Source organism: Pseudoalteromonas sp. BMB (assembly GCF_001709235.1).
GTDB lineage: Bacteria > Pseudomonadota > Gammaproteobacteria > Enterobacterales > Alteromonadaceae > Pseudoalteromonas > Pseudoalteromonas maricaloris.
This window is the reverse complement of record NZ_MBQA01000067.1, coordinates 115593-128525: the sequence shown is the minus strand read 5'-3', so window position 1 is coordinate 128525 and position 12933 is coordinate 115593. Positions and strand designations below refer to the sequence as shown.

At 42.8% G+C, this 12933-nt stretch carries 9 protein-coding genes; 3 read left to right on the top strand and 6 right to left on the bottom strand.

What is annotated here, in order from left to right; all coding sequences use genetic code 11:
* Positions 1-87: 87 nt before the first annotated feature.
* On the top strand, positions 88-1167 hold the full coding sequence (locus BB427_RS05555; protein ID WP_069019218.1) for an efflux RND transporter periplasmic adaptor subunit: 1080 nt from the start codon (positions 88-90) through the stop codon (positions 1165-1167).
* 1 nt (position 1168) lies between these two features.
* On the top strand, positions 1169-4234 hold the full coding sequence (locus BB427_RS05550) for an efflux RND transporter permease subunit (protein WP_039495242.1): 3066 nt from the start codon (positions 1169-1171) through the stop codon (positions 4232-4234).
* An 82-nt stretch (positions 4235-4316) separates the two neighbouring features.
* On the opposite strand, the gene rnd is transcribed toward BB427_RS05550, so the two are convergent.
* The 3 genes from rnd to BB427_RS05535 form a co-directional block, all read right to left on the bottom strand.
* Positions 4317-5447, bottom strand: coding sequence for a ribonuclease D (gene rnd / locus BB427_RS05545; RefSeq protein ID WP_069019691.1), 1131 nt, complete (start codon positions 5445-5447; stop codon positions 4317-4319).
* A 77-nt stretch (positions 5448-5524) separates the two neighbouring features.
* On the bottom strand, positions 5525-7177 hold the full coding sequence (fadD, locus tag BB427_RS05540; protein ID WP_039495246.1) for a long-chain-fatty-acid--CoA ligase FadD: 1653 nt from the start codon (positions 7175-7177) through the stop codon (positions 5525-5527).
* Positions 7178-7369: 192 nt separating this feature from the next.
* Positions 7370-8242 carry an alpha/beta fold hydrolase gene (locus BB427_RS05535; protein WP_069019217.1) on the bottom strand — a complete coding sequence of 291 codons (873 nt, stop codon included), beginning with the start codon at positions 8240-8242 and terminating at the stop codon, positions 7370-7372.
* A 188-nt stretch (positions 8243-8430) separates the two neighbouring features.
* Here BB427_RS05535 and BB427_RS05530 point away from each other — a divergent pair, with 188 nt between their 5' ends.
* Positions 8431-9723, top strand: a complete 1293-nt coding sequence (locus BB427_RS05530) for an alkaline phosphatase (protein ID WP_069019216.1) — start codon at positions 8431-8433, stop codon at positions 9721-9723.
* A gap of 287 nt (positions 9724-10010) precedes the next feature.
* Here the strand turns inward: BB427_RS05530 and BB427_RS05525 are convergent, their stop codons facing one another.
* From BB427_RS05525 to BB427_RS05515, 3 genes are read right to left on the bottom strand one after another with little or no spacing between them, the layout of a single operon-like run.
* Positions 10011-10307, bottom strand: coding sequence for a hypothetical protein (locus tag BB427_RS05525; protein ID WP_039495253.1), 297 nt, complete (start codon positions 10305-10307; stop codon positions 10011-10013).
* 44 nt (positions 10308-10351) lie between these two features.
* Positions 10352-11038: a tRNA (adenosine(37)-N6)-threonylcarbamoyltransferase complex dimerization subunit type 1 TsaB gene (tsaB, locus tag BB427_RS05520; protein WP_069019215.1), complete on the bottom strand. Its 687-nt coding sequence runs from the start codon at positions 11036-11038 to the stop codon at positions 10352-10354.
* Positions 11028-12866 (bottom strand): ATP-dependent DNA helicase, encoded by a 1839-nt coding sequence (locus tag BB427_RS05515; RefSeq protein WP_069019214.1) that lies wholly within the window; start codon positions 12864-12866, stop codon positions 11028-11030. Before BB427_RS05515 ends, tsaB begins: the two co-directional genes overlap by 11 nt.
* Positions 12867-12933 lie beyond the last annotated feature (67 nt).

Genomic DNA, 12933 nt, shown 5'->3' with positions numbered 1-12933 from the left:
GCAGTACAGAATGTTTTATAATTTTTATTTTATATGTAATTCCATTATTCTGCACGTATTAAAATTGACGTTGTCATGGAGAACAATATGTTAAGAGTGTTTTCTGGAATTGTGCTGGCTACCCTATTAGTGGGTTGCCAAGAGCAAGCAGAACAAGCCCCAACAGAAGCCCCTAACCGACCAGTTAAAATTCACACGGTTTCGGATCCCAATAGCAGCACGCTTCGCAGTTTCCCTGCTGAAGTGGTGGCAAATCAAGGCTCCTATCTTGCTTTTCGTGTGAATGGCGAACTTATCGAGTTTCCAGTTCTCGCAGGCCAAGACGTACAAAAGGGGCAATTGCTAGCCAAGCTTGATCCTGAAGATTTCAATCTGCAATATGAACAACGTAAAGCCCAATTTGAACTGGCTAAATCGCAGTTATCGAGAATTGAGCCGTTATTTGAAAAAGGCATAGCGACTAAAGCTGAGTTTGATAAAGCAAATGCAGACAAGCAAGTTGCGGAGTCTGCATTTAAAATTGCTAAAACAAACCTCGAATATAGCGAACTTAGAGCACCGTTTAGTGGTACTGTTGCCAAGGTATTTGTCAAAAATTACGAAAACGTCGTAGCAAAGCAAAATATTCTTCGCCTTGAAACACGCGATATGATGGATGTGGTTATTCAAGTTCCTGAGCGCATCGTTGCACGTGTTGATAAAGATTCTGATTACAAACCTACCGTTGTTTTTGATGGCTACCCAAGTAAGTCTTACCCGCTTACGATTAAGGAATGGGATACGCAGGCAGACCCTGCAACCTTAACCTACAAAGTCGTATTTAGTCTTCCAATCCCCGAGGACTTTAATTTGTTCGCAGGTATGACTGGCCATGTTTACGTTGACCCAAGCAAAATTACGAACCGTGAAAATACGGCAATCATCGTACCTAACCAAGCAGTATTCTCCGATAAAAAGCAAGGCACAGAGGGAAATAGTTACGTTTGGGTATATCAAAGCGATAAACAGACCGTCACAAAACGCGAAGTCACCGTTGGCCAACTTAATCATACCGGAATTGAGGTAATGTCGGGTCTTGAACCTGGTGAAGAAATTGTTGCTGCGGGCGTGCATTACTTGCAAGAAGGCGCAAAAGTGAGACCTTGGACTAAAGAAAGAGGTCTGTAATATGAGTTTAGCCAAGTGGTCAATTGAGAATAAGGTTATCAGTTGGATGTTTGCCTTGCTCCTACTTATTGCTGGGGCGGTATCCTATTTGGGCTTAGGCCAACTAGAAGATCCTGAATTCACACTAAAAAAAGCCATGGTCGTGACCATGTATCCTGGCGCATCGCCACAACAAGTGGAAGAGGAAGTCACCTTCCCGATTGAAAATGCAATTCAATCTCTGCCGTATGTTGATTATGTTACTTCCATTTCTTCTCCCGGTAAGTCGCAGATCACTGTTGAGATGAAGAGTAAGTACCGTAAGAAAGACTTACAACAGATCTGGGATGAGCTGCGCCGTAAAGTAAATGATCTCTCGCCGAAGCTACCGCCAGGTGTTAGGCCGCCAAGCGTTATCGACGATTTTGCTGATGTTTACGGTGAACTCTACGCGATCACCGGCGAAGGCTATTCGTATGATGAACTAAAAGACTACGTTGACTTTTTGAAGCGCGAATTAGTGCTAGTTGAAGGTGTGAGTAAGGTCACTGTTGCGGGTGAGCAGCAAGCACAAGTGATCGTCGAAATATCAACACAAAAACTGTCACAACTTGGCATTGCGCCTAGTTACATTTTCTCGTTGTTACAAGCTCAAAATACGGTATCTAATGCGGGTAAAATACGAGTGGGAGATGAGTCTATTCGCCTGCACCCTACTGGTGAGTTTACAGACGTTGCTGAGCTAGAGGGGTTACTTATCTCAAAGCCCGGCGCCAAAGAGCTTATTTATTTGGGTGACGTGGCAAAAGTAACACGCGAATATGCGGAGGTGCCGAATCATATTACACGTTTTGATCAAAAGCGTGCACTGCTGGTTGGGGTTTCTTTTACTTCTGGTGTAAATGTTGTTGAGGTGGGTAAAGAAATCGAACATCACTTACAGCAATTAGAATATCAGCGCCCTTACGGTATTACGATCAACACGGTTTACAATCAACCAACAGAAGTAGAAACCTCGGTTGATGGTTTCATCGTTAGCCTTTTAGAGGCCGTTGCCATTGTAATTATCGTTTTGCTTATTTTTATGGGTGTAAAGAGTGGTATTTTAATCGGCGGTATTTTGCTTATTACCGTGCTGGGTACCTTTATCTTTATGAAGATATTCGCCATTGATTTACAGCGTATTTCATTAGGTGCTTTGATCATTGCACTGGGGATGCTAGTCGATAATGCCATTGTAGTGACTGAAGGCATTTTGATTAATATTAAACGGGGTCAATCTAAAGTAAAAGCTGCTGTGAACATTGTTGAACAGACAAAATGGCCACTTCTTGGCGCAACCGTTATCGGGATCACCGCTTTCGCGCCGATTGGCTTAAGCTCAGATGCCAGTGGTGAATTTGCTGGTTCTTTATTTTGGGTGTTGTTAATTTCATTACTATTAAGCTGGGTAACGGCAATCACACTGACGCCATTTTTTGCCAATATGATGTTTAAAGGACCGAAGGAAAAGTCATCAGATACCAGCGAAGAAGACGATCCCTATAAAGGTGTGATCTTCACCGTGTATAAATCCATGCTTACCTTCTGCCTTAAAAATCGCGCTATTACCATTATTTCTATGGTACTGCTATTAGTCGCTGCAGTTGTTGGCTTTAAATCGGTTAAGCAGTCCTTCTTCCCGGCTTCAAATACACCGATGTTCTATGTGGATTATTGGCATTATCAAGGTGCAGATATACGCAGCACGGCGAAAAATGTTGAGAAAATTGAATCCTTTTTACTGGCCGACCCTATGGTTAACGAAGTAACGGCAACGATTGGTCAAGGTGCGCCTCGTTTTATGTTGACCTATTCGCCTGAAAAACAATATGACGCTTATGGTCAGTTAATTGTACGTGTAAAAGACCGAGAAGCTGTAGTGGCTATGATTGCTAAGCTTCGCGATTATGAGCTTGAAAATGAGCTAGACGGACGTCTCAAAATAAAGCGCATGGAAATTGGTCCTTCAACCGACGCAAAAATCGAGGCTAGGTTCTCGGGACCAGATCCTGTTGTGTTACGCCAACTAGCTGAAGAAGCCAAAGGTATTATCAGCCAAGACGATAAAGCGTTTAATATTCGCGATAACTGGCGACAAAGAACCAAGTTGATCCGCCCACAGTTTAATGAATTGAAGGCGCGTCGTTTGGGGATCAGTAAATCTGATTTAGATCAGTTGCTACTGACTTCGGTGTCAGGTAACAAGGTAGGGTTATATCGAGATGGTACGCAACTGTTACCTATCATTGCACGTTCTCCTGAGGAAGAGAGGCTCAATGTTGAAAATCTTGGTGACTTACAAATATTCAGCCCTGTCCTTAGCGTTTACGTGCCAGTTTCACAAATCGTGGATGATTTTAGTGTCACTTGGGAAGATAGCCTGATCATGCGCCGCGACCGAAAACGTACCATCACGGTAATGGCTGATCATGACGTGATAGGTGATGAAACTCCAGCGAAGTTATTTGCAAGAGTGAAGGCGGATATCGAAGCCATTGAACTACCCCAAGGGTACGAGATGCAATGGGGCGGCGAGTATGAGTCGTCAAGCAAAGCGAAGAAAGCTATTTTTGGCTCATTACCAATCGGTTATTTAGCGATGTTTATGATCACTGTATTGCTCTTTAACTCTGTGAAAAAGCCATTAGTGATCTGGTCTACAGTGCCGCTTGCTATTATTGGGGTAACGGCAGGCCTTGTATTACTACAAGCACCATTTAGCTTTATGGCGCTGCTAGGCTTGCTAAGTTTATCCGGCATGTTGATTAAAAATGGTATTGTACTGATGGATCAAATAAATATCGAAATTGACTCTGGTAAGTCCCCTTACCAAGCGGTATTTGATTCTGGTGTGAGTCGTGTAAGGCCGGTGTCTATGGCTGCTATCACAACCATATTGGGTATGATCCCGCTATTATTTGACGTGTTCTTCCAATCCATGGCGGTCACCATTATGTTCGGTCTTGGTTTTGCGACCATACTGACGTTGATTGTATTACCTGTGTTACATTGCGTGTACTTTGGTATCGAACAACCAAAAGACTAGTTGAGTATCATCCACCTTCTTCGGAAGGTGGATGTTATTATCGCTTTAGCTTTTTTCTTTCACCTTTTAATCGACAGGAGTGCTACTGCCACCAACTGTCTAACTTATCTGCAACAAGCTCAGCCCTCCAGCCTAACGCAAGATCGGGTTTCATCAGCAATTGCTTTTCTTCCGGTGACTTTTTCCACGACCAGCTGATCACCTGATTGATTTGTTTTTTCGAAGCAAACACATCAACCGGAATATCGTTAGCTTTGGCGACTTCGGCGATAACCTGTTTAATATCCTTGCACGCTGCTTTGTAACCTTTAAAGTCGATAAGCCTTCTCACGCGTTGTGGACAATCTTGTTCACTTACTTCTTTTGCTTTTTCTATACAGGCGAGAATTTCTTTACCAGAGCGATTAACTTCCATTGGCTCAACACCTGGAACATTGCGTAAACTGCCCAGTGAGCTTGGACGACGTTTGGCAATTTCGACCATGTTATGTTCTTTAAGCACGAAATTTAGCGCTAAGTTCTTTTTCTCTGCCTTGGCTCTGCGCCACGCTGCAAGCTCTTTTAGAGTAGCAAGGTCTCTAGGCTTAAGCTGCCACACGTTTTTGACATCAAGATAAAGTACTTCATCTGGTTGACGGAAGCTCCTCTTTTGGGCGAGCAACTCACTCTCTTGAAGCACTATGTTAAATAGCTGCTTTTCATTTACTCGCGCTTGAATAGTCTCAAAACATGGCAGTAAATGATATACATCGGAGGCGGCGTAATCTAATTGGTTTTGAGTTAAGGGGCGGCGTAACCAATCTGTTCTGGATTCACTTTTGTCAATGTCTACGTCTCTAAGTTGCTTCACCATATTAGCAAAACCAATACAACTACCCTCACCTAACAACTGTAAAGCAAACTGGGTATCGAACATTGGTGATGGGATAAAACCTGCAAACTTTAGAAATACTTCGATATCTTCTGATGGAGAATGAAGTACTTTTAAAACACTAGTATCTGAAAACAATGTCCACAGCCTACTAAAATCCATATCGGCTAGTGGATCGATAAGGGCAAGGTGGTTACCATCAAAGATCTGTAACAGAGCAATTTCTGGATATAGGGTGCGGCGACGCATGAATTCGGTGTCGACGGCGAGCACTTTGGCTTTCGAAATAGACAAGACAAATTCATCTAGTGCTGTTTGGCTTTCAATAACTTGATACTGCACTGTTACTCCCATGCAATTTACATAACTAGCGATATCACGCTAGTTATAAAAAAGCCGGCTAGTGCCGGCTCTATTTGTTATTCTTTTAACGCTCTACGCAGTATTTTACCAACGTTAGTCTTTGGCAGTTCATCTCTAAACTCAACTAGCTTTGGTACTTTATAGTTCGTTAGATTATCTCGGCAATGTGCAATTATATCTTTTTCTGTTAAAGATGGGTCTTTTTTAACAATAAAAACTTTAACTTGCTCACCACTAACCTCATGTGGCACGCCAACCGCTGCAACTTCTAACACGCCTTCGTGCATAGCAACGACTTCTTCGATTTCATTAGGGAAAACGTTAAAGCCAGACACTAAGATCATGTCTTTTTTACGATCAACGATGTAGAAGAAACCGTCATCATCATAAGTAGCGATATCACCCGTTGCAAACCAGCCGTCTTTTAAACATTCGGCGGTTGCGTCTGGACGGTTGTAGTAACCAGCCATCACCTGTGGCCCTTTAACACACAGCTCACCGGGCTCACCTTTAGGTGTTTCATTGCCGTTGTCATCAACTATCTTAATGTCAGTGCTTGGTGCAGGTAAACCAATAGAACCGTTGTAGGCTTCAAGATCATGTGGGCAAATAGTAACTAGCGGCGCACATTCTGTAAGGCCATAACCTTCCATCAGCTTTGACTTTGTCACCTTCTGCCAGCGCTCAGCGACAGGGCGTTGTACGGCCATACCACCACCTAGAGACATTTTCAGGGTTGAAAAGTCTAGGTCGGCAAAACCTGGTGTGTTCAACAAGCCATTAAATAACGTGTTAACACCAGTGATAGCGGTAAATGGCACCTTTGCCAGCTCTTTTACAAACGCAGGCATGTCACGCGGGTTGGTGATCAAGATATTGTGACCACCGTACTTCATAAAGGTCAAACAGTTCGCTGTTAATGCAAAGATATGGTATAGCGGTAGCGCCGTGATAACGACTTCTTTTCCTTTAACTAATACTGTATCTAAACAGCCAGAAACTTGCTCAAGGTTTGCTACCATGTTGCCATGAGTAAGCATCGCGCCTTTAGATACGCCAGTTGTACCGCCAGTGTATTGCAAGAAGGCAAGGTCACTTAGCGTCACATCAGGTTTCTGATATTTTGTAGGATCTGCTGCAATTACTTCTTTGAAAGGAATGGTATTTGGCAGGCTAAAGTCAGGCACCATTTTTTTGAAGTGCTTAACAACAAAGTTCACCAAGTGCTTTTTGAAGCCACCTAACATGTCACCAATTTCTGTCAGCACTACGTGCTTCACACTGGTTTTTGGTAAGGCCTGCTCCAGTGTATGGGCAAAGTTTGCAAGAATAAAGATAGCTTTTGACTCGGAGTCATTTAGCTGATGCTCTAATTCGCGCACGGTGTAAAGCGGATTGACGTTTACAACGGTACAACCAGCACGTAGTACACCTAAAATGGTAACTGGGGTTTGCAACAAGTTTGGCATCATGACCGCAACTTTATCGCCACGGCCAAGTTTCAATTCATTTTGTATATAACTAGCAACTGCTTTGGTTTTTTCATCAACTTGCTGATAAGTCAGTGTCTTACCCATATTGGTGTAGGCTGGATACTGAGCATAATCTGCAAAACTTTTTTCAAATAATTCAAGCAATGAGTTGTAATGCTCTGGGTCGATAGTTTCAGGCATACCTTCTGGGTAGCGCTTAAGCCAGATTTTTTCCACTCTTAGCTCCTGTGTTCTCGTTATTTTTATATTCACCCTAAACCATAAACGATGTAAGGCACTTTAACAATTGAGCAAATACTCTAAAAACGCCATATTCCCACAATATCTGAGGATTTACAATCTAGATGCTGTTGAAACGTGGGCTTTAGCGCTCTTTGTGAACTTTTCTTTCCATGATTAGTTTATTCTTTACGCTCCTTCAGTTGTAAACGCTGTTTTGTCGCGGTTCTGGTGTGCTTCAATTAGCTTATAGCAAATTTCCGGGTTTTCCATATGGCAATGGTGGCCGCCAGGTATTTTCTCAAGCCTGAGTGAGTCGAAACAGCCTTTAAATTGACTATATTGTCTGACAATCATGTCATAGCCTTGTTCCGCTAACACCAATAAGGTTGGAATGGATATCCCATTGAGCGCCGACTTTGCTTGAGAGATGGAATACCTAAATCCAGAGTGATGCTTTAGTCGGGGATCCAATCTAAGTTGCACGCCATCAGGATGCGGCTGGGTATTTCTTGTCACAAGCAGCGCTGCTATTTCTACCGAAACATCACTGATTTTACTGCGCAGTTGCGTAAGTGTATTTATATCAGGATAAACCCGTGGTTCAGATTGTTTTAATTTATCTCGGGAATTAAACGCATTAATGAGCTGGGTTTTGGTATCACTCTCTGAGGAACTCACAATCCCTATTCCCTCGATTAGTACCAACGATAAACAACGTGTTGGATAGCAGCTTGCAAACAAGTTAGCTATCATTGCCCCCATAGAATGGCCAACAATATGGCACGTTTTGATCTGTGCTAAATCTAAAAAGCACTTTAAGTCATAGACATAATCGATAAAGTAATAAAAGGCGTCGGCACTTTTCCAATCTGAGTGTCCATGACCTGCTAAGTCAAGTGCGATATGTGTGTACTGTGTATTGCAAAATGGCGCAAACGGTACAAAACTATTGCTGTTGTCTTGCCAACCATGAAGGTAGATAACGGTTTGCTTTCCCTCTCCCCAGCTTTGGTAGGAGAATGGCCCGATTTTTTGTTCTTTTATCGCATATAGAGACATCGACGAATTCTTTTAGTGTTCATTGTACCATCATTGATTTATCATCTTACCGTGACATATTTGAACTTACTACTTTGATTTGTTGAAAATATTTTTATCGAACATCCATTCTATTATGAATGTGTTTTAAATCGATCAAATAGTAGAGAATCACATGCCTCTATCACAATAAGTACACGGGAATAACAATGAATTTCAAAACTAGCCTTTTGGCCTCATTTGTTGGATTAGTATTTGCGGCTCCGACATTGGCTGCTCCAAAAAACATTATTTATATGATTGGCGACGGTATGGGGCCGGCTTACACTACGGGCTACCGTTATTTTAAAGATGACCCTTCAACGAAAGTGGTTGACCCAACGGTTTTTGACTCTATTTTGGTAGGTATGGCGCATACCTACCCAGACGACGACACGGTTGTAACAGACAGTGCTGCGGGCGCAACCGCCTTAAGTACAGGAACTAAAAGCTATAATGGCGCAATTGCGGTAGATACCCATAAAGAACATTTGGAAACAATGCTTGAAGTGGCGAAAAGAAAAGGTAAAACAACCGCGCTTGTTGCCACATCGCAAATCAACCACGCAACACCTGCAAGTTTCGCGTCTCATAATGAATCGCGTCGTAACTATGACGACATTGCCAATGATTACATCGACAATAAAATTGCAGGAAAATTACCTGTAGATCTTATGCTTGGTGGTGGCACTAAATACTTCATTCGTGAAGATAGAAACCTAGTTAATGAATTTAAAGATGCAGGTTATCAATACGTTGATGCTTTATCTAAGCTTGATACGCTAAATAAAATTCCTGCGATGGGTCTGTTCGCAGAAGTAGGTCTGCCATTCGCAATTGATGAAGAGCCGCAGCGCCTAACTAAAATGACTAAAACGGCATTATCATTATTGGAAAACCAGAATGATAAAGGCTTCTTCTTAATGATTGAAGGTAGTCAGATTGACTGGTGTGGACATGCTAATGATATCGCTTGTGCTATGCATGAAATGGACGACTTTGCAGAGTCAATTAAGCAGGCAAAGGCTTTTGTTGATAACAACCCAGACACTATCTTGGTGATCACAGCAGATCACTCTACCGGTGGATTAACGCTTGGTGCGAATGGTCAGTATCGCTGGGAGCGTGATGTGATCGCTAAAGTGAAAGGTTCAGCGGGCGAGATAGCAAAAGCACTCGCAAAGACAAAAGACGTTAAAGCAACATGGCAAGATCTCACAGGTCTTGAGTATGATAGTGCGACTGAGCTAAAAGTAAAAGAAGCACTTTCACAAGGTCCGAAGGCGCTTAGTGTTGTCGTTAAAGAGGCAATTAGTGATGCATCTTTCACTGGTTGGACAACGGGTGGTCACACCGCTATCGATGTACAAGTGTTTGCCCATGGTAAAGGTAAAGAAGCGTTCATCGGCTCGCAAAACAATACCGCAATTGCTGATAAACTGATTGGATTTATTAAAAAGTAAAAATCTTCATCTACTATTCCAAACAAAAAAGGTCAGCATTTGCTGACCTTTATGTTATCGAGTCTTGGAAGAGGTAATATACCAATTAGCCTTAATACTTGCTCAATTTGAAGGAGCAAATCTGACACTAACGGCGTTAAAAATTTCTCATTTAGAACAACTAAATAGCAAAATTTTTGTCTTGCCTTCATGGATGCAGGTACCTTAGCGATAGCAGGACGCGGTAGCGGTGTTATCGACAAGATTTTCTCGCCTCAAAATAGACCACTTAATTAAGCGAATTGGTATTACGCGTAAACAGAAACGCCAATCATACTTTTGATCTCATCTCGTCTTGCTTCCGTTGCAATTGCTTTGTATTCACTAATTGCTTGTCCAGTACGAAAGTTAGGTCGGTCGTAGATAGTTGAACGTTGCTGCGATTGGAACTGCTCAACCAACGCAATGCCCTTTTCACTGGTTTTAATCTGAGCGGTATTGAGCTTAGCCGTATTTCCTTCATCAATAGCAGTGCTCACCGCCTTTTTAGGCTGTGGCTTTACTTGATATGTACCTGCTTGTTGAATGATTGAATTTAGTTTCACGGTTTAGCTCAATAAATACGATATGCTTGTATAAAAATACGCCTTTATTCTCGACCTGGCAACTTTTTCCACGTCACAGTATCCCTCACATATTGCGGCTGGGCGTCAGCCGCATCCACAGATAAGCCTTGTGTGAAACTATCGTCGGCTATAAACAGCATGTAATAAGCATCAGGTAACGTGATATTGTCAATGATTTCGCATTCAAGCTGTGTGGCAAGCTCTGAGAATGTTTGCCACCCTGTACCAACACCGGCCGCGCCAGTTGATGTAAAATCGATATTTTCAGGTTTAATAACTGTTTCTTCGGTGCTCGGTTGAATAACACCACGAGTTTCGCCGTTGTATTGGCATAAGTAGATCTCACCCATACGTGCATCTATTGCTGACACTACACTGGATTTACCTGTTTCCATGTATGCTTGTTGCGCCATCGCCTGCAAAGTTGAAACACCAACCAACTTAAGACCTGAAGAATATGCTAAGCCTTGCGCAACCGCTGTACTTATTCTCACCCCAGTGAAGCTGCCAGGCCCACGGCCAAATACGATGCCATCAAGCTCACTAAGGGTGATATCGGCTTCGCGTAAAATACGTTCAACTAAAGGCAGTATCTTTTGGCTATGCTGCTGTGGGCAAACCTCGAAGTGGCGAATAAACTTGCCTTCATAGTGCAATGCAATACTGAGTGCTTCGGTGGAGGCGTCTATGGCCAACAGGTTATTTTTCATTTTTATCAATATTCTCTAAAAATCGAATTGCCTTGTTTAAGTCTCTCGTGCGAGACATATCAGGCAAACTACTTAAAAACGTCTGGCCGTATTTTCTCGTAACTAAGCGATTATCGCAAATAATCAGTACACCTTTATCGTTAGCATCACGAATTAATCGCCCAACCCCCTGTTTCAACGCGATAACAGCTTGAGGGAGTTGTATTGCATCAAAGGGTTCTAATCCACGCATTTCAGCGTCTCGCATGCGCGCTTGCAACAAAGGGTCATCTGGTGAAGCAAATGGTAGCTTATCAATGACAACACAACTCAAAGTGTTACCTCTCACATCCACGCCTTCCCAAAAAGAAGCTGTACCAAGTAGTACGGCGTTACCGTGCCGAATAAATTGCTCTAAAATTATCCGTTTCGATGCTTGACCCTGCATAAAAATGGGATATTGCAGTGCTGTATTCAGCCCTTCATACACTAAATGCATCGCGCGATAACTGGTAAAGAGTAAAAATGTACGCCCTTTTGCAGCTTCAATCACCTGTTTTGCAAGCTTTACCAGCGCATGTGGCATTAAGTCGTCACGGGTTTCTGGCAAATAGCGTGGCAGGCATAGTAAAGCTTGCTGCTTATAGTCAAATGGACTATCAACAATAAATTGTGAGGTCGGTTTGAGTCCTAAGCTACGACTAAAGTGCTCTAGGGAGTTATCAACGGATAAGGTGGCTGAGGTAAATACAAAGCTTGCCTCAGTGGTTTTGACAATTTGTGCAAACTTACTTGATACATCAAGCGGCGTGATATGAATAGATAAAAAGCGTCTTGTGGTTTCGAACCAGTAACTAAATCCAGTTTGACTGGTATCAAAGGCACGTTCAAACTGATTTTTAAAGGTCATGACCTTTTCAAATGGGTGTTCTATTTTTTCGCTTCTATCCAGACAAAGTTTGAGCACTTTATAGAGAAAGTCTAAGTTAGCTATCACTCGATGCATGGCATCGCAAATCGGTTTATTCGCCAGCGCTTCACGCCAATCACCACGGGCACCATCGCCACCAAATACCAAACGCAAATCGGCGACGCTGGTTTCCAATTTATTGAGTGTTTTGCCAAGTTGCAACATATCTGGAATATCAGAACGGTAGATCACCCTTAAATCGTTAATAAGTGCCTGCAAAGCTTTAGTGCTGATAGTCTCACCAAAGTAGTCACTGGCTATTTCTGGTAATTGATGTGCTTCATCGAAGATGTAGCTATCCGCGGTTGGCATGAGCTCCGCAAAGCCTAAATCTTTTACGGCCATATCGGCAAAAAATAAATGATGATTGATCACCACAACATCGGCATCGACTGCCTTTAATCTTGCCTTTCGGATATAACAGTCTTCGTAGTCTGGGCACTCTTTCCCTAAACAGTTATCTGCAGTTGAGGTAACGTAGGGTAATACCTTTGCGTCTTCTTCGATACCCACACAGTCGGCTAAGTCTCCACTGTGTGTTTCAGAAGCGAACTTTGCAACCATGGCAAGTTGGTGCATAACATCTGGGTCGTCGGTTGGCACATGGCTCAAATGCTGTGATAAACGATAAGGGCAAAGGTAATTGGCCCTACCCTTTAGCAACGTGACTTTTTTCCCACTGCCAAGCACCTTTTTTAAGGTCGGCACGTCACGATGGAATAATTGCTCTTGCAAGGCCTTAGAGCCGGTTGAGACGATGACTTTACCTTTAGACTGAAAGGCAGGAATGAGATAGGCAAACGTTTTCCCCGTCCCTGTTCCTGCTTCGGCGATGCATTGTCCACCATTTTGTATGGTTTCTTCTACCGCAATAGCCATATCAATTTGGGGCTGTCTTGGTTGATAGCCCGGGAAATGCTGGGCTAAAGGCCCCGTAGAAGAGAAA

What these genes read in the sequence shown, in the direction of transcription:
- tsaB (WP_069019215.1), bottom strand. Translation starts at nt 11,038, where the DNA reads ATGAAAAATAACCTGTTGGCCATAGACGCCTCCACCGAAGCACTCAGT.
- BB427_RS05535 (WP_069019217.1), bottom strand. Translation starts at nt 8,242, where the DNA reads ATGTCTCTATATGCGATAAAAGAACAAAAAATCGGGCCATTCTCCTAC.
- BB427_RS05550 (WP_039495242.1), top strand. Translation starts at nt 1,169, where the DNA reads ATGAGTTTAGCCAAGTGGTCAATTGAGAATAAGGTTATCAGTTGGATG.
- BB427_RS05515 (WP_069019214.1), bottom strand. Translation starts at nt 12,866, where the DNA reads ATGGCTATTGCGGTAGAAGAAACCATACAAAATGGTGGACAATGCATC.
- BB427_RS05555 (WP_069019218.1), top strand. Translation starts at nt 88, where the DNA reads ATGTTAAGAGTGTTTTCTGGAATTGTGCTGGCTACCCTATTAGTGGGT.
- BB427_RS05530 (WP_069019216.1), top strand. Translation starts at nt 8,431, where the DNA reads ATGAATTTCAAAACTAGCCTTTTGGCCTCATTTGTTGGATTAGTATTT.